Annotated in this window: 16 protein-coding genes; 7 read left to right on the top strand and 9 right to left on the bottom strand. The window is 74.2% G+C overall.

Translation table 11 applies throughout. The annotated features are described in order from the left end of the window. Positions 1 to 6 precede the first annotated feature (6 nt). Both ABTZ03_RS21500 and ABTZ03_RS21495 read right to left on the bottom strand, forming a co-directional pair. The gene (locus ABTZ03_RS21500; protein WP_350514641.1) at positions 7 to 609 is read right to left on the bottom strand and encodes a TetR/AcrR family transcriptional regulator; all 603 of its coding nucleotides are present in this window, start codon (positions 607 to 609) and stop codon (positions 7 to 9) included. A 150-nt stretch (positions 610 to 759) separates the two neighbouring features. Next, the gene (locus ABTZ03_RS21495; protein WP_350514640.1) at positions 760 to 1,803 is read right to left on the bottom strand and encodes an agmatine deiminase family protein; all 1,044 of its coding nucleotides are present in this window, start codon (positions 1,801 to 1,803) and stop codon (positions 760 to 762) included. A gap of 503 nt (positions 1,804 to 2,306) precedes the next feature. Between ABTZ03_RS21495 and ABTZ03_RS21490 the strand changes: the two genes are divergently transcribed. Together ABTZ03_RS21490 and ABTZ03_RS21485 are read left to right on the top strand one after the other, a co-directional pair. After that, entirely contained in the window at positions 2,307 to 2,828 is a 522-nt protein-coding gene (locus tag ABTZ03_RS21490; RefSeq protein WP_350514639.1) for an ATP-binding protein, read from the top strand. Between the two features lie 335 nt (positions 2,829 to 3,163). Beyond that, positions 3,164 to 5,461, top strand: coding sequence for a SpoIIE family protein phosphatase (locus ABTZ03_RS21485; protein WP_350514638.1), 2,298 nt, complete (start codon positions 3,164 to 3,166; stop codon positions 5,459 to 5,461). 53 nt (positions 5,462 to 5,514) lie between these two features. Here the strand turns inward: ABTZ03_RS21485 and ABTZ03_RS21480 are convergent, their stop codons facing one another. The 5 genes from ABTZ03_RS21480 to ABTZ03_RS21460 all read right to left on the bottom strand — a co-directional run bounded on the left by ABTZ03_RS21480 (position 5,515) and on the right by ABTZ03_RS21460 (position 11,074). After that, the gene (locus ABTZ03_RS21480; protein WP_350514637.1) at positions 5,515 to 6,630 is read right to left on the bottom strand and encodes a DUF2637 domain-containing protein; all 1,116 of its coding nucleotides are present in this window, start codon (positions 6,628 to 6,630) and stop codon (positions 5,515 to 5,517) included. Between the two features lie 213 nt (positions 6,631 to 6,843). Continuing rightward, complete coding sequence (locus ABTZ03_RS21475; protein WP_350514636.1) at positions 6,844 to 7,842, bottom strand: (2Fe-2S)-binding protein; 999 nt, start codon at positions 7,840 to 7,842, stop codon at positions 6,844 to 6,846. Positions 7,843 to 8,002: 160 nt separating this feature from the next. After that, the gene (locus ABTZ03_RS21470; protein WP_502894536.1) at positions 8,003 to 8,839 is read right to left on the bottom strand and encodes a hypothetical protein; all 837 of its coding nucleotides are present in this window, start codon (positions 8,837 to 8,839) and stop codon (positions 8,003 to 8,005) included. A 292-nt stretch (positions 8,840 to 9,131) separates the two neighbouring features. After that, positions 9,132 to 9,992, bottom strand: coding sequence for a hypothetical protein (locus ABTZ03_RS21465; RefSeq protein WP_350514635.1), 861 nt, complete (start codon positions 9,990 to 9,992; stop codon positions 9,132 to 9,134). 416 nt (positions 9,993 to 10,408) lie between these two features. Beyond that, positions 10,409 to 11,074 (bottom strand): nucleotidyltransferase family protein, encoded by a 666-nt coding sequence (locus tag ABTZ03_RS21460; RefSeq protein WP_502894535.1) that lies wholly within the window; start codon positions 11,072 to 11,074, stop codon positions 10,409 to 10,411. Positions 11,075 to 11,215: 141 nt separating this feature from the next. On the opposite strand from ABTZ03_RS21460, the gene moaA reads away from it, so the two are divergent. The 3 genes from moaA (at position 11,216) to ABTZ03_RS21445 (ending at position 14,892) form a co-directional block, all read left to right on the top strand. Continuing rightward, positions 11,216 to 12,211: a GTP 3',8-cyclase MoaA gene (moaA, locus tag ABTZ03_RS21455; RefSeq protein ID WP_350514634.1), complete on the top strand. Its 996-nt coding sequence runs from the start codon at positions 11,216 to 11,218 to the stop codon at positions 12,209 to 12,211. 261 nt (positions 12,212 to 12,472) lie between these two features. Beyond that, positions 12,473 to 13,168: an HNH endonuclease family protein gene (locus tag ABTZ03_RS21450; RefSeq protein WP_350514740.1), complete on the top strand. Its 696-nt coding sequence runs from the start codon at positions 12,473 to 12,475 to the stop codon at positions 13,166 to 13,168. Positions 13,169 to 13,320: 152 nt separating this feature from the next. Further along, on the top strand, positions 13,321 to 14,892 hold the full coding sequence (locus ABTZ03_RS21445) for an alpha/beta hydrolase (RefSeq protein ID WP_350514633.1): 1,572 nt from the start codon (positions 13,321 to 13,323) through the stop codon (positions 14,890 to 14,892). A gap of 242 nt (positions 14,893 to 15,134) precedes the next feature. Here ABTZ03_RS21445 and ABTZ03_RS21440 read toward each other — a convergent pair whose 3' ends face one another. Both ABTZ03_RS21440 and ABTZ03_RS21435 read right to left on the bottom strand, forming a co-directional pair. Beyond that, positions 15,135 to 17,606, bottom strand: a complete 2,472-nt coding sequence (locus tag ABTZ03_RS21440) for a glycosyltransferase family 39 protein (RefSeq protein ID WP_350514632.1) — start codon at positions 17,604 to 17,606, stop codon at positions 15,135 to 15,137. A gap of 198 nt (positions 17,607 to 17,804) precedes the next feature. Next, positions 17,805 to 18,929 carry an alpha/beta hydrolase gene (locus ABTZ03_RS21435; protein WP_350514631.1) on the bottom strand — a complete coding sequence of 375 codons (1,125 nt, stop codon included), beginning with the start codon at positions 18,927 to 18,929 and terminating at the stop codon, positions 17,805 to 17,807. A 151-nt stretch (positions 18,930 to 19,080) separates the two neighbouring features. Between ABTZ03_RS21435 and ABTZ03_RS21430 the strand changes: the two genes are divergently transcribed. Beyond that, positions 19,081 to 19,965 (top strand): hypothetical protein, encoded by an 885-nt coding sequence (locus ABTZ03_RS21430; RefSeq protein WP_350514630.1) that lies wholly within the window; start codon positions 19,081 to 19,083, stop codon positions 19,963 to 19,965. A 186-nt stretch (positions 19,966 to 20,151) separates the two neighbouring features. Next, positions 20,152 to 21,131 (top strand): S1 family peptidase (locus ABTZ03_RS21425; protein WP_350514629.1); only part of this gene is annotated, 980 nt, incomplete at its 3' end.

Below are 21,131 nucleotides of genomic sequence, written 5' to 3'. Positions count from 1 at the left end.
AGCCGCTCAGGGGGTGCGGAGGAGGAGGACGGCGACCGCGGTGGCGTGGCCGAGGGCGGTCGGCGGGTGGGTGCCGGGCAGGCCGATGGCGATGGGGACGGCGAGGCCGTCGAGGAGGGCGCGGAGCCGGGCGGCCCGGGCGGGGGCGGGTCCGGGGGTGAAGTGGCCGCTGGCGGTGCCCTGTTCGATGAGGGTGACCAGGTCGGCCTGCCAGGGGGCCTCGATCTCCTGCTGGCCCTGGCGGAGCTCGGCGCTGGCGGGGGAGCGGCCCCAGACCTCGACCCAGAGGATCCAGCGCGGGTCGCCCGGGCCTTCGGGCAGGTAGAGCCGCAGGTAGGCGTCGAGGCGTTGCCAGGGGTCGAGGGCGGGGTCGGCGAGGGCGGCGCGGCGGCGGGTGCCGAGTTGGTCCTCGCTCCAGCGGAGGGTCTCCAGCAGCAGCTGGTCCTTGCTGCCGAAGTAGTAGAGCAGGTGTCCGGCGCTCATCCGGAGCTGTTTGCCGAGCCCGGCCATGGTGAGTTTGGCGAGGCCGTGTTCGGCGATCGCGGCCCGGGCGGTGGCGTAGACCTCCTCGCGGGGGCGCGCCGGGCGGCGCGGGCGGGGGTCGGCCATGGTGATGGGCCTGCTTTCTGCCGGTTTTCTGCGGAGGGGGAGCGGTGGGGGAGCACGGAGCGGGGGCGCCGGGCCCCCGCTCCGCGGTCGGTCGGATCGGTCGGATCGGTCGGGTCGGTCGGGTCGGGCAGACCAGACGGATCAGAAGGATCAGACGGCGGGCTGCTGTTGGGTGATGCAGTGGATGCCGCCGCCGTTGGCGAAGATCCCCCGGGCGTCGACGAGTTCGACGGTGCGGCCGGGGTAGGCCTCGCCGAGCAGGTCGGCGGCCTGCTGGTCGCGCGGGTCGTCGAAGGCGCAGAGCACGACGACGCCGTTGGCCACGTAGTGGTTGATGTAGGAGTAGTCGACCGGCTCGCCGTCCTCGTCGAACAGGACGGTGGGGGCGGGCAGTTCGATGACCTCCAGGCGGCGGCCGCGGGCGTCGGTGGCGGCGCGCAGGACGGCGACGAGCTCCTGGCAGACGGCGTGGTCCGGGTGGGCCGGGTCGGGCTGGACGTGGGCGACCACGACGCCGGGGCGGACGAAGGAGGCGACGATGTCGATGTGGCCGCGGGTGCCGAACTCGTCGTAGTCGCGGGTGAGTCCGCGCGGCAGCCAGATGGCCTTGGTGGTGCCGAGGTGGGCGTGCAGCTCGGCCTCCACCTCCTCCTTGGTCCAGTCGGCGTTGCGGCCCTCGCCGAGCTGGACGGTCTCGGTGACGAGCACGGTGCCTTCGCCGTCGACGTGGATGCCGCCGCCCTCGTTGATCAGCCGGGAGGCGAAGCGCCGGACCCCGGTGAGTTCGCCGATGTGCTCGGCGATGTGCTGGTCCTTGTCCCAGCGGGCCCAGGACTGGGCGCCCCAGCCGTTGAAGATCCAGTCGGCGGCGGCCAGCGAGCCCTGGCCGTCGATCAGGAAGGACGGGCCGATGTCGCGCATCCAGGCGTCGTCCAGGGGGCGTTCGACGATCTCGACCTGCTCGTCGACGTACGTGCGGGCGTCCGCCGTCTCGCCGGTGTTGACGATCAGGGTGACCGGCTCGTACCGGACGATGGTGTTGGCGACGGCGGCCCAGGCCTCGCGGCCGGCGTGCAGGTTCTCGGGGGTGTCGAAGGTGGGGTTGGTGGTGGGGAAGGCCATCCAGGTGCGGTCGTGGGGGTGCCACTCGGCGGGCATCCGGTAGCCGAGGGAGGTGGGCGTGGGGGTGGTCATCGTCAGGTCCTAGGGGGGTCGGCTCGGGGCTGGGCTTCCGACGGTGATGTTAGAACGTCGTTCAAACATCACCGGCCATTGAACCCGCGCCGGGGCGTCGTGTCCAGCATCGTGTCCGCCGTCGTGTCCGGCATCGGGCCCGGCATCGTGTCCAGCGCCGGGCCCGGCGTCCCGCCCCGGCGCCGGGTGTCGCGGGGGTGGGCGCACGGCGGGGCGGGGCCGGGGGCGCGCGGGCCCGCGCACGGTCCGTACGGGCGCCGGGTGTGCGCGGGATCGGGTGGGGGCGGTCTCGAAAACAGCCTCTGCGCTTCGCAAACCTGTCCGGCGCGAGCAGTTGGATCACGTGAACCTCCCCGTGCCCCTTTCACCCCACGTGATCGGACGCACACTGTTGCAAACGCCGTCAACTGGGCATGAGGATGGGTGGTCAGAACCAGGGGGCCACCCGGCCGGCGGGGGATCCGGAGGCGGGGGCCCGGATTCGAGGGCGGGGGCATGTGGTGATGGACGGTCAGTCGCGATTCCCGCGGCAGCGGACGAGTTCGGGCGACGCCTACCGGTCCGGGCCGGCCCAGGGCCAGGGGCAGGCCGCCAGCACCGGGACGGCCCTGCCGGGTGCGTCGGCCCCGGGGTGCGCGCTGCACCGCAGACTGCACCTGACGCTCGAACCGGCCGACCTGGTCGCGGTGGGCTCGGTGCGACAGCGGCTGCGCACCGCGCTGAGCCACTGGGGGGTGCCGGAGCTGTCCGACACCGCCGAGCTGCTCTCCTCCGAGCTGGTCACCAACGCGCTGCTGCACACCTCCAAGGGCGCGGTCTTCGACGCGGTGCTCGGCACGGACAGCCGGTTGCGGATCGAGGTGCAGGACGGCGCGAGCCGGCTGCCCGGGCGGCGGCGCGATCCGGACGCCGAGTACGCGACCTCGGGCCGCGGCCTGCTGCTGGTGGAGGCGCTCGCCGACTCCTGGGGCGTGCAGCTGCGGGGCGACGGCAAGGTCACCTGGTTCGAACTCGCCCTCCCGTAGCCTGGGCCCGTCGACCGCCACCGGTACTCCCGTTCGCACCATCGGTACTCCCGTTCGCACCGCCCGTACGACAGTTCGCCATCGAATGATCCGTTCCCGAAGCAAGCCCTGAACGCAAGGCGGAACGCAAGATTTCCGGCCCGTTGCCATTGCCGCTCGGCCGAACATTGGACAGGATGGTGGAAATGTGTGTCCACGTGCGGGAAGCAGCGGGGAGACCGAACCTCGACTGACCACCGTCCGTCGGCACCGTCCGATCCAGCACGACCCATCACACCGCCACGCGGCCCGTCCGGACGGTCGGCGCGGTCCGCCACGGCAGCGGCAGGAGCAGCATGCCCACTGAGCCCGAGTCGCCGGGGCCGGCGCTTCCTCCCGGCACGTCCGCCGTCGAGCCGCAACCGTCGACCCCGCCGAAGCCGCCGGCCGCCCGCCCGCCCGCGCGCTCTCCCCGCCCGCCCGCGCAGGCCACCCGCCGCAACTCGGTGCGCACGCCCCCCGTGCTCGCCTCCGGGCGGCTGGCGCCCGTGCTGTCCGGCGGACTGCCGCCCGCCTCTGCCGACACCATGCCGGACTGGCTGGAGCCCGCGATGGCCGCCAACGGCATCGGCTCCTTCGACTGGGACATCCGCCGCGACGTGCTGGAGGGCGATCAGCGGGCCTGCGCGATCATCGGACTGGACGCCGCCGAGCTGGGCCGCTTCGACCGCACCGCCGCCTCCTTCCTCTCCCTGCTGCACCCCGAGGACGCGCCCGTGGTGCGCCGCCGGGTCGAGCGCGCGGTCGCCGAACTGGGCCAGTGCGGCGCCTACTACCGCACCGTCGGGCCGAACGGCACGATGCGTGCGGTGCGCTTCCGCGGCCGGGTGCTCGCGGACGCCTTCGGCCGGGCCTCCCGGATGGTCGGCTTCGTCTGGGACGCCACCGTCGAGCTGCACAAGCGCGACCGGGCCGACCGGATGGCCCTGCTGCGCGAGGAGCGCTCCCGGTTCATCAAGGAGGCCGCGCGCGCCCTCTCCGAGGCGGTCACCGTCCGTGACGTGGCCCGGGTGTTCACCGAGCTGCCGCTGCCCGGACTCCCGCCGGACGGCCTGGTGCTCGCCTCCTTCGAGGCCGGCCGGACCCGGATCCTCGGCGCCTCCGGCTACCGCTCGCAGGCGCTCGCGGTCTGGGACCGCGCCGTGCTGCCGGCCGGCCACCCGGCCGCCGAGGCGCTCAGGTACCGCGCCCCGGTGTTCATCTCCAGCCGCGAGGACTTCCGCGACCGCCACCCGGACGTGTGGGAGCGGACCAGCCGCACCGGGCGCGGCTCCTGGGCGTACCTGCCGCTGGTGGCCAGCGGCCGGGCGATCGGCGTCTGCGTGGTCAGCTTCGACGACGAGCGCGAGCTGGACGCGGACGAGCGAACCCTGCTGTCCACCCTGGGCGGGCTGGTGGCCCAGTCGCTGGCCCGGGCCCGGCTGCACGACGCCGAGCACGAACTGGCGGCCGGCCTGCAGCGGGTGATGCTGCCGCGCACCGTCCCCTCCGTCCCCGGGGTGACCACCGCGGTGCGCTACCTCGCGGCCGGCTCCGGGCTGCAGATCGGCGGCGACTGGTACGACGTGGTGCCGCTGCCCGGCGGGCACGTCGGCCTGGTGATCGGCGACGTCCAGGGCCACGACGTGCACGCCGCCGGGATCATGGGCCAGCTGCGGATCGCGCTGCGCGCCTACGCGGCCGAGGGCCACCCGCCCGCCGCGGTGATGGCCCGGGCCTCCCGCTTCCTCGCCGACCTGGACACCGACCACTTCGCGACCTGCACCTACGCCGAGGTCAACGTGGACTACGGCGTGGTGTACGCGGTCCGGGCCGGCCACCTCGACCCGGTGGTGCGCCGCGCGGACGGCACCGCGGCCGTGGTGCCGGTGGCCGGCGGGCTGCCGCTGGGCATCTACCCGGACCAGGAGTACCGGGTCACCCGGTTCAGCCTGGACCCGGGCGAGACGGTGGTGCTGTGCACCGACGGCCTGGTCGAGGCGCGCGGCATGGACCTGGACGAGGGCATCGCCCGGCTCACCCGCTCGCTCGCCCGACCGCTGCCGCTGCCCGGCGAGGCGGCCCGCGACCCGCTGGAGGAGCTGGCCGACCGGATCGCCTCGCAGGCCGCCGACTCCAACGAGCGCGAGGACGACATAGCGCTGCTCCTGCTGCGCTGGGACGGCCCGGAGGGCGGGCTGGCCGCCCAGCAGCTGCGCCGCCGGATCGGCCAGGCCGACCTGGCCCGGGTCGCCGAGGTGCGCGCCGAACTGCGCGACGCGTTGCGCCGCTGGGGCGTCGCCGAGTTCATCGACACCGCCGAACTGCTCTCCTCCGAACTGGTCACCAACGCGATCCGGCACACCGACCGGGACGCCATGTTCACCGCCCGGCTCTACCGGGAGTCGGCCTCGGACGGCGCCCCGGTCCGGCTGCGGGTCGAGGTGGAGGACGAGTCGGACCTGTGGCCGACCCGCCGGACGCCGGGGGAGCAGGCCTCCTCCGGGCGCGGACTGATGCTCGTCGAGGCGCTGGCGGACGCCTGGGGCGTGGAGCCGCGGGGGTCCGGCAAGCGGATGTGGTTCGAGCTCAGCGGGACCGGCGGCGCGGCCTGACCGGCCCCCGGGTTCCGACCGGCCCCGGGTCAGCGGGCTGTCTGACCCGGGGATCAGCCGAACTGCTGCTCCAGGTCCTTCAGTTTGCGCTCCAGCGAGTCCAGCCGGGGCAGCGTGACGGTGTCCTCGTCGGCGGTGAGGTCGATGGTGCGCCGCTCCGGACGGGCCGGCAGGCCCGGCTGGACGACGGTGCCCTCGGCCGCCCCGGCCTCGGCCGCCCCGACCTCGCGCGGGCCGGCCTCGGGCGCGCCGGAGACCTCGCGCGGGCCGGCCTCGGCGGTGCCGGGGACCTCCCGCGGGCCGGTCTCGGGGGAGCCCGAGGGCCCGCCGGTTATCGCGGACTCCGAGCCGGCCGCCTCCAACTGCCGTGCGGCGCCGCCGCGTCCGCGCCAGTGGCTGCTGCTCCGGTTGATCGCCCGGATCTCGGCCCGCTCGCGGCGGCCGGCCAGTCTGCGGCGCTCCTTCTCCATGGCACGCTCCCGCTTGTCCTCGCGGACCTCGTCGACGGCCTCGTCCAGGCTGCGCACGCCCTCCAGGAGCATCAGCGACCAGGCCGCGTAGGTCTCGCGCGGGGCGCGCAGCCAGCGGACGATGCGGATCTGCGGCAGCGGACGGGGCACCAGGCCCTGCTCGCGCAGCGCGGCCCGGCGGGTCTGCTTGAGCGCGCGGTCGAACAGGATCGCGGCGGACAGCGACATGCCGGAGAAGAACTGCGGGGCGCCGGCGTGGCCGAAGCCGCGCGGGGCGTGCACCCAGTTGAACCAGGCCGAGGCGCCGGCGAAGAGCCAGACCAGCAGCCGGGAGCCGAGCGCCGCGTCGCCGTGGCTGGCCTCGCGGACGGCGAGCACCGAGCAGAACATCGCGGCGCCGTCGAGCCCGAACGGGACGAGGTACTCCCAGCCGCCGGACAGGCCGAGGTTCTGCACGCCGAAGCCGACCAGCCCGTGGAAGGAGAGCGCGGCCGCGACCCCGGCGCAGCAGAACAGCAGTGTGTAGGAGGCGGCGCCGTACAGGGATTCCTTGTTGCGACGCCGTTCCTCGGAACGCTCCCAGGAATCCGCCCCGGCGGCGGATCCCCGGCTTCGGGCCAGGGCCACCAGGAGTGCGCTGACCAGCAGCCCCGCAACCCCGGTGACGGCCCAGCCGAGCGGTATGTCGGACAATTTCATTGCCGGAACCAGCCTCGCTTTCTGCGTCGCGTTCCTGCGCCGTGATGGCGGGGACCATCATGGCGGATGCTCGGCGGGCGAATGGCGGATTCGTCGTCAATGCGCTGAGGAGAGGGATTTCTGACCCCTCGCCAATCACATGGTCATACGAATTCAGCGTGGGATATTCCCGGAATCACGGGCTTTTCGAATCCGTAATCGGACGGATTTTCGTCAACGTCGCGTGACGCGGGGGCAGCCGCCGCACATGTCCGCAGGTTCGACGGTGTAGACGAGGCAACAGCTGGCCCGGGTCCGGTCCGTACTCGAAGCACCGCTGCGGCCGGGCGCCGGGGGCGCGAAGCCGGCGCCCGGGGTGAAGGGGGCCGGGGCGGGAGCGGGCGTCGGGTCCGCGCCGGGCGTGCGCGCTGGTCCGGGGGTCGGAGTCGTGGGCGCGAGCAGCGCGGACAGTTCGGCGCGCGCCCGCTCCTGCTCCCCGAACAGTTCGCCCGCGTAGCAGAGCCCCTCCACCACCGCGTCGGTGGCCATCGCCCACAGCACCCGGGGGCCGCGGCGCACCGCGGGGCCGAAGGCGGCCAGCAGCGGGGTGAGGAACTCGCCCAGCGCGCAACGCAGTTCGGCCGCCAGTGCCGCCCCGTCCGGCGCGGTGCGGGCGGCCACCGGCGGGGTGGTGGTCGGGTCCGCCCCCGGAACGGCCGCCGGGTCCGCCCCCGGAACGGCCGCCTGGCCGGCCGCCGGGTCGTCCGGGAGGCAGACGAAGGCCGCCGGGCGCACCGTCAGCTCCATCGAGGCGGGACCGCGGCGCACCGACACGTCGCCGGGCCCGAGCAGCGGGACGCGCCGCTCCAGGAACCACGGCACGGTGAACAGCAACGAGACCGGCCAGACCAGCCGGTGCAGCCCGAAGCCCGCCGCCACGTCCGGGCGCAGCGGCTGCCCGTACCGGGCCAGGCCCTGCCGGGCGTCGTGGGCGACCAGGTCGCGCACCGCGGCCGGGTCGGCGGCGAGTTCGGCGAGCGGCAGCCAGCCGTCGCCCCGTCGGGGCGGGGCGCAGTGCACGCTCAGCAGCGGGGCCAGTGCGGTCAGCCGGTGGTACGGGGGCGTGTCGGGGGCGGTGGGAGTGCTGGGGGCCGGTGGCCCTGCGGGGGCGTGTGCCTCGGTGGTGCGGGGGGCGCACGGCGCGGGGCCGGGCCGGGTGCTGCTCGCGGTCATGGGCGGGCCCCATCGGGTCGACCGGGGCCGCCGGCCGACCGCCCGACGGCCCCGGCCGTGACCGCGCCGGGCCCGGCCGGACCGGGGCACGGCGGTGCCCGGGGAACAGCAAGGCGAACCTGTCCGGAGCGCTGCTCGCTCCGGACAGGTAAGCCTCACCTTAGCTGATTGTCCCCCGGGGTTCGCGGGCGATGCGTCCGTCCGGGGGAGGCCCCGGCGCGCGCCCCAACTGGCGTGCGAGCCACACCGGCACCCCGCCCAGGGCGTGCACCAACCGGGCCGCCTCGGCGCGCAACCGCGCGGCCTCGGCGGGCTCGGACACCTCGGCGAGCGCCGCGAGCGCCGGCGCCACCCCCACCGTGAAACCGAGTTGCTCGCGCAGCCGCAGCGAGGCGTCGAAGCCCTCCCGGGCGTTGCCGTGGTCGCCGCGGGCCAGTGCCAGCGCGGCCAGGTGTCGCCAGGTGTAGGAGCGCAGCAGTTCGTCCCCGCGTTCCCCGGCGCCCTCGTGCGCCCGGCGGTAGGCGATCCAGGCGGCGCTGCGGTCGCGCAGCAGGTTCTCGGCGACCAGTCCGCGCCGGAAGTCCAGCAGCGGGCGGCCCGGTGCGTCCGGCGGCAGCAGCGCCGAGGTGCGGCCGAGCGCGGCCTGCGCCTCGTCGAGGCGGTCGCGCGGGCCGAGCACGCTGGCCAGGTAGGCGAGGAAGCCGCGCGCGCAGGCCGCCGCCGCGCGCTGTTCGGTGCCCTCCGCGAGGGCTTCGGCCAGTCGGAGCGCCTGTTCCGCCTGGGTCCAGTGCGCGGCGGTGAACAGGCACTGTTCGATGAGGAGTTCGGCTCGTGCGAGGGCCACGACCGGGTCGTGTTCGGCGACCGGGCGGAGCAGTTCGGCGGCCTCCTGCCAGCACCCCCGGGACCGCAGCCGCCACACGGTGTCGCCCGGTTCCTCCGCTGCCGCCCGCCCCCGCCCGTCCGGGCCGCTCGGGCTCCATCCGTGCTCTGACAACGCCACCTCCTTGTGTGCGCCATCCAGCCGGACGCGGACCTGCCCTGGAGCCCGGCCGCCCCGGACCGTTCGCGGCACGACGGCAGCGCAACGGCACCACGACGGCAGGGCGAAAGGCCCGCGCTGTGGCGGCAATTCAACACGGGGGTGAGCTTGTGCACCAGATCACGAGCGGAGGTTGTTGCTTTTCCGGAGGAAATGATCTAGAGGGGTCGAAGGAAATGATCTAGCGGGGCGGAGGAGACGAGCCAAGGCGGACGGAGGAAACGATCCGGCGGAGTCCGGTCGGCGGTCAGGAGGTCCAGCCGGTCTCCATCAGGGCCTCGGCGGCGCCGTTGGCGGGCTGCGGCACTCCGGCCAGGTCCAGGCTGAACAGGGCGACCAGCAGTTGTTCGCCGCGCACGGTGGCCTGGTGGGAGTACCCGGCCAGGGTGAACATCGCGGCGGCCATCTCCTCGGCGTGCAGGGTCTGCAGCCACAGGCACTCGACCGACTTCACGTCGGCGGGCTCGGTCCAGGTGTCCACCTGGGCGACCATCCGGCTGCCCAACAGGGTGACGCCGTCGCGCTCCTGGGCCTCGGTCAGTTCCAGGTCGTCGAAGCCGAGCCACTCCAGGTAGCGGGCGGCGGTGAACACCGCGTCCTGCGAGGTGCGCACCGGGTGGGGGCGGAACGGGGTGCGGTGGCGGAACGGGCGGGGCCGGCCGGCCGGGGCTCCGGGCGGTGCGGGCGGGGTGGGCACCGGGGCGTTCACCGGGTGGGCCGGGTACGGGCGGGTGGACTGCGGGCCGGGGGCGGCGAGCGGACCGGCGGTGCCGGTGCCCAGCCGGGTGGTGCGGTCCACCGGGAGGCGGACGGTGGCGCCGCAGTTGCAGGTGAACTCGGGCTGCGGCCACTGGTCGGAGCGGCCGCAATGCGGGCAGCGCATGCTCAGCCAGGAGTCCTCCCAGGAGCGGAACCGCACCTGCACCGGGACCCCGCCGCGCAGCAGCGGCACCTTCAGCGAGGCGCCGCACGGGCAGGGCAGCGACGGCGGTTCGTAGAGGTGCTCACGGCGGCAGGCGGGGCAGCGGATCGCCCGGGCGCCACCGCCCGTCCCCGGGCCTGGCCGCGCGGGGTCGTGTCCGGTGAAGTCGTCGGGCAGTCCTGCCATCGCGGGCTCCGTCCGTCGGTGTCGGGTGGGTGTTTGGTTCCCATGCTCCCCGAAACGTCCGGCTCTGGGCGCGGAATGGGGCAATCCTCAGGGACGGATCAGGGGTCGCCCCCCGGGCAGGGGGAGGCCCGACCGTTCCCGGGGATGATGTGCGGTCGGCGGAGGGCGGAGGGTGAGGTCGGCGCACGGTGGAGGGCGAGGTCGGCGTACGGGGGAGGCGGGGGCCCAGGGGGTGTCTGACAATTCGCGTCGGATCAGCGCGCGGCGTCGGGGTGCGTGCATCGCAAGGCGGAGGAGGGAGTCCATGCGGAGCATCGGCGACCGACGACAACGCGGCGAGGTGCGTGCCCCGGCGTCGCGCGCCCGGCGGGAATTGTCAGACACGCCCCAGGGGGCGGAAGGGGTGCCGGGTGGGGTCAGCCGGCGGACCAGCGGGCCAGGTCGGCGGGGGTGTCCAGGTCGTCCGGGACGGCGACGTCCGCGCACTCCACCAGGACCAGCTCCCCGGCGTGCGCCGCCAGCAGGGTGCGGGCCCCGGCGTCGCCGGCGGCCCCCCGGGCGGCCTCGGCGAAGTGCCGTGCGCCGATCAGCACCGGGTGTCCGCGCCGCCCGTGGTAGGCCGCCGCGGCCAGCTCGGCGCCGGCCCGGTGCGCGGCCAGCAGCCGGGCCACCGCGGCCGGGGTGACGCCCGGGGTGTCCACCAGCATCACCAGCACCGCCGGGGACCGCGGCGGCAGCGCGGCCAGTCCGGCCCGCAGCGAGGAGCCCATGCCCTCCGCCCAGTCCGGGTTGGCGATCAGCCGGCAGCCCGGCAGGTGCGCGGTGGCGCGGACCCGCGCGCGCTCCGCGCCCAGGACGACCGTGACGTCCGGGCAGCCGCCGGACCGTACGGTGGCCACCGCGTGCTCCACCAGCGGTCGGCCCGCGTACCGGAGCAGGGCCTTGGGCCGTCCGCCGAGCCGGCGTCCGCCCCCGGCGGCGAGGACCAGGGCGGGGACCGGGGCGGGGGCGGGCCGGGGCTGCGGCGGGGCCGGCCGGGCCGGTCGCCCGTCCGCCGGGGCCGGGCCGTTCGCGTTCTGCATGGGCCCAGCCTGCCCGCTCCGGGCCGGGTCGCGCAGCCGGTCCGCGGTTGTACGAATCCACAAGGCGAAGGCGCTGGTCGCGGGCGCTCCCCGGCGGTTCGGCCGCTGGTCCCGCGGCGCCGCTGCCCCTGTACTGGGGCGATGAACACCGCACCGCGCCCGCTGGTGGACCGCTTCGGACGGGTCCACACCGATCTTCGGGTCTCCCTGACCGACCGCTGCAACCTGCGCTGCACCTACTGCATGCCGGCCGAGGGCCTGGACTGGCTGCCCCGCGCGGACACCCTCGACGACGACGAGGTGGTGCGGCTGGTGCGGATCGCGGTCGAGCGGCTGGGGGTGCGCTCGGTACGGCTGACCGGCGGGGAGCCGCTGCTGCGGCGTGGACTGCCGGGCCTGGTCGGGCGGTTGGCCGCGACGGGGGTGGAGCTGTCGCTCACCACCAACGGGATCGGCCTGGCACGCACGGCCGTTGCGTTGCGGGAGGCCGGGCTGGGCCGGGTGAACGTCAGCCTGGACACCCTGCGCGCGGACCGCTTCGCGGCGCTCACCCGGCGGGACCGGATCGGCGACGTGTTCGCCGGGCTGGCCGCCGCCAAGGCGGCCGGGCTGGACCCGGTGAAGGTCAACGCGGTGCCGGTGCGCGGTGTGAACGAGGACGAGATACCGGAGTTGGCGTCCTTCGCGGTCGAGCACGGCTACCGGATGCGCTTCATCGAGTCCATGCCGCTGGACGCGCAGGGGAGTTGGGACCGGGCCGCGATGGTGACGGCCCAGGAGGTGCTGGCGCGGCTGGGCGAGCGCTTCGACCTGGTGCCGGTCGGGCGCAGCGGCAACGCCCCGGCGGAGGAGTGGCGGATCGCCGGGACGGACACCGTGATCGGTGTGATCGCCTCCGTCACCCGCCCGTTCTGCGGCGGCTGCGACCGGGTCCGGCTGACCGCCGACGGGCAGTTGCGCAACTGCCTGTTCGCCACCGAGGAGTCGGACCTGCGCGCCCTGCTGCGCGGCGGCGCGGACGACGGGCGGATCGAGGCGGCCTGGCGGGCCGCCGTCCACGGCAAGGGGCCCGGACACGCCATCGGCAGCGCGGAGTTCGTCCGGCCGGAGCGGCCGATGTCGGCGATCGGCGGCTGAGCGGAGGGGCTGGCGACTGAGCGGCCGAGCGGCCGGCGGTCGGGCGGCCGGGCAGGGGTGGCGCGGGGTGCGCGGGCCGGTGGCCGGGTTCTGGCGGAGTGTGAGCTTCGACATGCTCCTTGGCCTTCCCGTGGCGTCGGCTTGACCCGCTCTTGGGGCGACTGGTCTGCTGGTGCGCCGTCAACCCGCCCCTGACCTCGGGAGTTCTGCGTGCCCGCCCGCCGTACCTGGATATCCGCCGCCACCGTGTTCCTGATAGCCGTGCTCGCGCTGGTCGGCTGGCTGATCGAAGGCCGTGACCACGCCTCGACCCCCAGTGCCGGTGTCGGCACCAGCCCGCTGCAGAACCCGGACGGCACCAAGCCCGGCCTGGCGCCGCTGACCACCCCCGAGGAGCAGAAGGCCGGCCGCGACCTCATCGCCAAGGTCGCCACCGCGCCGACCGGCGGCAAGGACGGCTACGACCGCAACGAGTTCGGCCCCGCCTGGACGGACAGCGTCGAGGGCGTCCCGTTCGGCGGCAACAAGTGCGACACCCGCAACGACCTGCTCGCCCGGGACGGCAGCGGCGTCGAGCGCAAGGACGGCTCGGACTGCGTGGTCACCGCGATGACCATCCACGACCCGTACACCGGCAAGACCGTCCAGTGGACCAAGCAGCAGGCGTCGAAGATCCAGATCGACCATGTGATGCCGCTGTCGTACGACTGGCAGATGGGCGCCGCCAAGTGGGACCGGACCAAGCGGGTCCAGATCGCCAACGACCCGCTCAACCTGATCCCCGCCGACGGCTCGCAGAACGCCTCCAAGGGCGACTCCGGACCGGCCGCCTGGCTGCCCGCCAACACCGAGATCCGCTGTTCCTACGCGGTGCGCTTCGCCCAGGTCTCGCTGAAGTACCAGCTGCCGGTCACCGAGGCGGACAAGAAGGCCATGCTGCAGCAGTGCGGCGGCTGAGGAAGCGGCTGAGGGAGCGGCTGAGGAAACGGTTCACCGCTGAGCCGCCAGGGGCGGCAGCAGGGCCGGGGCCGCGACAAGGTCGTGCCAAGGACGGGTGGGCGGAGGTGCCCCGGCAGGGCGTCGGATGGTATTCGTGGGCGGTGTCCCCGATGACCCCCCGCCTGCCGCGACGCGCCCTGCCCGCCCTCGCCGCCCTCCTGCTCGCCCTGCCCGTCGGCTGCTCCGGCCCCGGCGACGCGCAATCCGCGGGCGGTCCGGCCAGCCGCCCGCCGCTCGCCGAACGGGTCTCCGCCGACACCTCCCCGGCCCTGCGGACCTACTACGACCAGCAGCTCGGCTGGACCCCGTGCGACGGCGAGCCGGAACCCGGCGCCGACCCGGACGAGCCGGTCCTCCAGTGCGCCACCCTCAAGGTCCCGCTCGACTACGCCGCCCCCGGCGGCCGCGACATCGACGTCCCGGTCCTCCGGGTGCCCGCCGCCGACCCCGCGCACCGGGTCGGCTCCCTGCTGCTCAACCCCGGCGGGCCCGGCATCTCGGGCGTCCGGCTGGCCCGGCGCTGGCAGGGCAACCAGGGCCCGCTGCGCGACCGCTTCGACCTGGTCGGCTTCGACCCGCGCGCCTCCGGCGGCACCGTCCCGGTCACCTGCCTGGACGACCGCACCCGCGAACAGTGGACCGCCACCGACGACCCGGCCTACGACCACGGCCGGGTCCTCGCCGACGCCTGCGAGGCCAAGTACGCCGACGTGCTCCCGCACGTCGGCACCCGCGACACCGCCCGCGACATGGACGTGCTGCGCGGCGCCCTCGGCGAACGCAAGCTCGACTTCTACGGGATGTCCTACGGCACCTACCTCGGCGTCCTCTACGCCGAGGAGTTCCCCGACCGCACCGGCCGGCTCGTCCTCGACGGCGCCGTCGAACGCAGCACCGACCTGATGCACCTCAACGGCGAACAGGCCGTCGCCACCGAGGCCGCCTTCCGCGCCTACGCGGCCGGCTGCGCCGCCGACGGCGCCTCCTGCCCGCTCGGCGACGACCCGGACACCGCCCCCGGACGGCTGGCCGACTTCCTCGACGGCCTCAAGGACCACCCGCTGACCGCCTCCGACGGCCGCCGGGTCACCGCCGCCCTCGCCTGGGCCGGCGTCATCGACGGGCTCTCCGAGGGCCACTACAACTGGCCCCGGCTGCGCGCCGCCCTCGACCCGGCGCTCGCCCGCGGCGAGGCCGACGAACTGCTCAAGCTCGCCGACGGCACCACCGGCCGCGACGAGGACGGCCACTACGACACCTCCGCGGACGCCTACGCGGCCATCCACTGCGCCGACGCCCCGCTCGCCCCGAGCGACGCCGACCTGCGCGCCGCGCTCGCCGAACTCGCCGTCCGGGCCCCGCTCACCAGCCGGCACGACACCCGGGTCACCCTGCTCGACCCGGACTGCCGCCCCTGGCCGTACCGCTCCACCGAGCGGCCGCACACCGTGACGGCGCCCGGCAGCGCCCCGATCCTGGTGATCGGCGGGACGGAGGACCCGGTCACCCCCTACCCGTGGGCGCAGCGGATGGCGGCCGGACTGCAGCACGGCGTGCTGCTCACCCGCGACGGCGACGGGCACATCTCCTGGGGCCGCAGCGGCTGCGTGCGCGACGCCGCGGCCGCGTTCCTGGTGGACGGCGTGCTGCCGGCCGAGGGGACGCACTGCGCCTCGGACTGAGCCGTGGGCCGGGCTGCGGGCCGGACGGTGGACCGGGCTCGGCGGGCCGACGACGCGAAGGGGGCGTGCCGCGCGAACGCGGCACGCCCCCAGGGGAGTTCGGGCTCCGGGGCCAGGGATTCCCGGAGCCCGGACCCCCGGTGCGGGGCTCCCGGATCAGGGGTTCCGGGAGCCCTGGCCTCGGGACCGGGAGGTCCGGATCAGGAGGTTCTGATCAGGGGGTTCCGATCAGGCGGTTCTGATCAGGACGTCGGGGCTGTCAGGTCGTAGAAGGTGGCGCCGCCGACCGTCTTGGCGGTGAAGTGGCTGGTCACCCAGGCCTCGATCTGCGCCGCCTCGTTCTGCTGGCCGCCCTCGTCGCCCTCGCCGTTCGCCCCGCCGCCGAAGCCGCGGTGCGAGCCGCCGGCGATGAACCAGTGCACCTTGCCCTGCTCGACGTACTTCTGGAAGCCCGCCAGGCTGAGCGAGGGGTCCGTGCCGTTGAAGCCGCCGAGGGCCATCACCGGCTTGCCGGTGGCGAGTTGGTAGCTCGCGGCGTTCTGCGAACCGGTGGTGGCGGCCGCCCAGGTGTACTGGCCGGCGTCCTGCGAGAGCAGCGCCGCCGCCTCGGAGCTCACCTTGGTGCCGCCGAGCAGGCCGCCCATGCCGCCGCCGAAGCCGCCCGCGCCCTCCGCGCCCTGGCCGCCGGGGAAACCGGGGAAGCCGGGCACGCCCGTGGCGCCGCCGGAGCCCGCCGAGCCGGTCGAGCCGCGCTCGTGGCGGCCGCCGGGGGCGGTCCCGTCGGAGCCCCGGCCGGAGCCGCCCGGGAAGCCGCGCTCGCCGTGCTCGCCGTGGCCGCCCTGACCACCCTGCCCGTTGGAGCCGCCCATGCCGCCGGGGAACCCGCCCTGGCCGCCCGGGAAGCCCTGACCACCTTGGCCACCCTGACCGCCCTGGCCGAACCGGCCGTTGCCCATGGCGCCCGGGAACCCCTGGCCGCCCTGACCGCCCTTGCCGCCCTTGCGTCCGAAGCCCCCGGGCCCGAAGCCCGCGCCCTTCACGGACGGCCCGGCGGTGATGATCGACCCGTTGTGCGCGGTGCCCACGGTGTCCACCGCGTACGCGGCCGGGCCGCCGAAGGCCGCCGCCAGGCCGACCAGGCCCGCCACCGAGGCGATCCGCGCGCCGAGGCGTCCGGAGGCCTTGCCCGCGAACTGCCCGGCGACCAGCGCGGCCGCCGCCGCCAGCCCGCCGACCAGCACCACCCAGCGCAGCCAGGGCAGGAAGTCCGAGCTGCGCCCGAGCAGGACGAACGCCCACCCGGCCGTCACCGCGAGCACGCCCGCCAGCAGCAGCGCGTACGGCAGCCGGTGCCGCGCCCGCCACAGCCCGTCCACGCCCATGCCGACCAGTGCCGCGACGGCCGGCGCCAGCGCCACCGTGTAGTACTGGTGGAAGATCCCGGACATGAAGCTGAAGATCAGCGCGGTGGAGACCAGCCAGCCGCCCCAGACCAGGAAGGCCGCGCGGGCGGTGTCCGGACGGGCGTAGCGGCGGGTCGCCCACAGGCCGACCACCAGCAGGATCAGCGCGGCCGGCAGCAGCCAGGCGATCTGTCCGCCGATGTCGCTGCCGAACAGCCGGGTGATGCCGGTCTGGCCCCAGCCCCGGTTGTGCCCGGCGCCGGCCGGCAGGTCGAGCCCGGCCGGCATCCGGCCGCCGCCGCCCACGCTGCCGCGCTCGTTGCCGTCGACCCGGCCGAGGCCGTTGTAGCCGAAGGTCAGCGAGAGGAAGTCGTTGTCCTGGGAGCCGCCGACGTACGGGCGGGCCGAGGCCGGCAGCAGCTCGACGACGGCGACCCACCAGCCGCCGGAGACCGCCAGCGCCACGCCCGCGAGCAGCATCTGCCGCACCCGCCGCCAGAAGCCGGTGGGCGCCACGACCAGGTAGATCACCGCGAAGGCGGGCAGGATCAGGAACGCCGCCAGCGTCTTGGTGAGGAAGGCGAAGCCGAACATCGCCCCGGTGAACATCAGCCACCGGGTGCTCGCGGTCTCGATCGACCGCACCATCCCGTACGCGGACAGGGTGAGCAGCAGCACCAGCAGCGCGTCCGGGTTGTTGAAGCGGAACATCAGCGCGGCGACCGGGGTGAGCGCCAGCGCGGCGCCGGCCAGCAGGCCGCCGAGCGGGGAGAAGCGGCGGCGCACCGTCGCGTACAGCACGCCCACGGTGGTGGCGCCCATCAGCGCCTGCGGGGCCAGGATCGACCACGAGGAGAGGCCGAACAGCCGCACCGACAGCGCCATCGGCCACAGCGAGGCCGGGGGCTTGTCGACGGTGATGAAGTTGCCGGCGTCGGAGGAGCCGAAGAAGAAGGCCTTCCAGCTCTGGCTGCCGGCCTGGACGGCGGCGGAGTAGAAGGCGTTGGCCCAGCCGGAGGCGCCCAGGCCCCACAGGTAGAGCACGACGGTCGCGGCCATCAGCGCCAGCAGGGCCGGGCGCACCCAGCGCGGGTCGTCCGCGCGGCCGCGCCAGGCGCGGGCCGGCAGGGTGCGCAGCCGTCCGGACCAGGAGGCCGGGCCCTTGGGGCCGACGGGCGGCAGGGGCTGCTCGGGGAAGAGCGGCGCCGGGGCCGGCCGGTCGGCGCCCGGCTGGGGCGCCTCCGGCGGCGGGTAGTTCGCGGCCTCGGGCCACGGTTCGCCGGCCGGAGGGGAGTAGCTGCTCGTGGTCATGGGCCATACCGTGCGTGGCGTGGCTGAGAGAACCGTGAGATACGGCTGTGAGACGGGTGTGATCTGCCCGCTTCCTCCCGTCCCTCACCCGTTCGGGGGCGGGTTCGGGCGGCTCCCGTCGGACGTGCGTGCGGTGGGCCCCCGGAGAATCGGTCGCAGGACGGGTCGGAGGGCCGGTCGGAGCCTCGCCGGAGGGGTTCAGGCGGCGGCCGGCGGCATGGTGATGTGCTTGCCCAGCCACTCCAGAGCCGGGGGGATCTCCCGGGTCCAGGTGTGGAAGTTGTGGCCGGCGGTGTCCAGGGTGATGGTGGACATCTTGGTGGGGGCCTTGAAGGCGGCGACCATGTCCTTGGTCTCGCCGTAGTTGTTCTCGTCGTACGCGGTGGTCAGCAGCAGCGAGACCGGGGCGGCCGGCTGGTTCTTCAGCCGCCACAGCAGGTCGTTCTCCTGCTTGAGCTTGTCGTCGCCGCCGAACAGGTCGCCGGTGGTCGCGTCGTGGGCCGCGCTGTAGTAGCCGGAGAGCGCGATCGCGGCCGGGTAGGAGTCGGGCTTGCGCAGGGCGAACTTGAGCGCGCAGTAGCCGCCGGTGGAGTTGCCGATCACGGCGCGGTTGGCCGGGTCGGTGCCGATCCGGTAGGTGGTGGCGAGCGCCTTGGGCAGGTCGGTGGTGAAGAAGGTCTCGACCTGGGGGCCGTTCGGCACGTCGACGCACTCGGTGTCGCGGTTGTCGACGAGGGTGGGGCGGGTCATCACCAGGATGGTCGGGGGCAGCTTCTTCTGCTCGATGGCGTCCAGGGTGGATGCCGGGTACTGCATCAGCGAGATCAGCTTCTCCGGGGTGCCCGGGTAGCCGGTGAGGACGACGGCCATCGGGAAGCGCTGCTTGGCGTAGTCCGGCTGGAAGTACTGCGGCGGCAGGTAGACGTAGGCCTCGGTGCTCAGGCCGGTGCCGGCTCCTTTGACGTCGACCTTCTGGATCTGCCCGGAGCGGTCCGGCTCCGAGCCCTGCGAGGAGTAGAACTTCTGCTCGCCGGTGACCCGCACGCCGGAGGCGTTGGGCTGGTGGTCGACGACGGTGCCGAGCCCGCCGCTGGTGCCGAGCAGGTCGGTCCAGGAGCTGTAGAAGCCGAAGTAGCTGTTGGCGATCAGGCCCATGGCGGCCAGCACCGCCAGCTGGGTGGCCAGGAAGGCCCCGATCCGGCCCAGCCAGGACTTCCAGCCCTTCCCGCCGAACTTCGGCCAGAACCACATGGTGGCGACGAAGACGACGATCGCGAGGACCGAGGCGATGATCTGGAGGGGGAGTCCGGTGAGACTGAGCACGGGCCCGATCGTAGTTGACCCCGACGGGAGGGCCGGAACGGCCCCTTCGGGTGATCGTCGTGGATCGGGTTGACCGTGGTGGTTCGTACTCGGCACCATGGCGCGGGGCGTGCACACGGTAGGTGTGCCGGGGGTTACCGGGGGTGGGGTCATGAGGTCCGTCGGGAAGGCCGTGCTGGCGGTCGGTTCGGCCGTGCTGCTCGCGGCGTGCACGAGCGGCGGGGGTGGTTCGACGGCCGCGCCCTCCAGCGCGGCGCCGTTCGGTCCGGTCCTCACCCAGAACATCGATCCGGTCAACGCCGCGCTCGCCCGGATCCCCGGTGTCAAGAACCTGAGCGACTTCGACACCGTGCTCGCCGACCTGCACACCTCCGCGCACGACGCCTCCAGGGCGCTGAACATCGCGGACGCCCCGGCGGCGGTCACCGGGTCCAGGCACGACCTGGCGAACGCACTGAGCGTGCTCGATGAGGACGCCGCCACGGTTCGTGGTGACATCAAGGCCAGGGACGTCTGCGCACTGAGTTCGGCCGAGGCCAGGTTGGGCGCCTCCCAGGGGCTGGCATCGGTGTCGGAGGTCCTCACCAAGCTGACCGCGGCCGGCTACTCGGCGAGCCTCACCGTCCCCCAACTGCCCAAGGAGCAGACCCGTTCGTTGGACAACGGCACGATGGTCAGCTCCGGAAAGCGGCGCGGTGAGGGCGAGTTCAAGGTCGACAACGGCAGCAAGTCGGATGCGGTCGTCTCGCTCGTGTTGAGCGGCAGGACGGTGCACTCGGTGTTCGTGGCCAAGGGACAGAAGGCCTCCATCGCGGGGGTCGAGGACGGGACGTACGACGTCTACGTCTCCGAGGGCGTGGACTGGGACACCTCGACCAAGGCCTTCACGCAGAGCTGCGCCTTCACCAAGTTCGAGGACACTTTCCCGTTCGAGACCGGTCGCACCACGACGTCCTGGTCGATCACCCTGCAGCCGGTGGCCGATGGCAACGCCAAGACCAACGATGTGGATCCGAACTCCTTCCCGCAGCCGTAGCGTTCGGCGAGTTCGCTCGTAACGGGCATACCAGGACAGGATATTGCCGTTTCATGGCACAACAGGGGCCTGACAGTGGCGAGTTGTGCAGGAACCGTTGACCTCTTGAGGTGACCATGGCACTTTCGTGCGGGCGCGGGCCCCGACGACCAGTCGGGTCGCCCGCGATCCCCCACAAGGAGAGCCATGTTCAAGAGACTTGTCGCGATGGCCGGTACCGGCGCGGTCGTCGCGAGCGGGCTGGTCTTCGCCGCCGCCCCCGCGCACGCCGTCCAGGCCGCCGACCTCACGTCGACCATCGCCCTCGACGACTGCTCGGCCTCGCTGGTCCGCTTCCCCGCCTCGGTGGCCGGCGACCGGGCCATGATGCTCACCAACGGGCACTGCCTGCCCACCATGCCCCCGTACGGCCAGGTCATCCAGAACGTCGCCGCCAGCCGCAGCGGCACCCTGCTGGACGGCGCGGGCAACGCCCTCGGCACCGTCCAGGCCGACCAGGTGATCTACGCGACGATGACCGGCACCGACGTCACCCTCTACCGCCTCACCGACACCTTCGCGTCGATCAGCTCCAAGTACGGTGCCACCGCGCTGACCGTCAGCGACACCCACCCGGCCGACGGCTCCTCGATGTACATCCCGTCCTCGTACTGGAAGCAGGTCTGGAACTGCTCCGTCAACGGGTTCGTGCCCACCCTGCGCGAGGACCAGTGGACCTGGCACGACTCGCTGCGCTACAGCTCCGGCTGCAACACCACGCACGGCACCTCCGGTTCGCCGATCATCGACTCCGCGAGCGGGCGGATCGTCGGCATCAACAACACCGGTAACGACAACGGCGAGATGTGCACCCTCGACAACCCGTGCGAGGTCGCCGCCGACGGCTCCACCAAGGCCTTCAAGGGCCAGAGTTACGGTGAGGAGACCTACTGGTTCACCACCTGCCTGAACTCCTCCCGGGCCGTCGACCTCACCGTGCCCGGCTGCCTGCTCACCAAGCCGGCCGGCGCCGCCGTCACCGTCGCCAGCCCCGGCGACCAGTCCACCGCGGTGGGCGGCGCGGTCGGCCTCCAGATCAAGGCCTCGGGCGGGACGGCCCCGCTGTCCTACTCGGCCAGCGGCCTGCCGGCCGGCCTGGCCATCAACGCCAACACCGGTGTCATCAC

The sequence above is a fragment of the Kitasatospora sp. NPDC096077 genome (genome assembly GCF_040303245.1).
Taxonomy (GTDB): domain Bacteria; phylum Actinomycetota; class Actinomycetes; order Streptomycetales; family Streptomycetaceae; genus Kitasatospora.
Note: the sequence above shows the minus strand (reverse complement) of the source record. Positions and strands in the feature narration are given on the sequence as shown.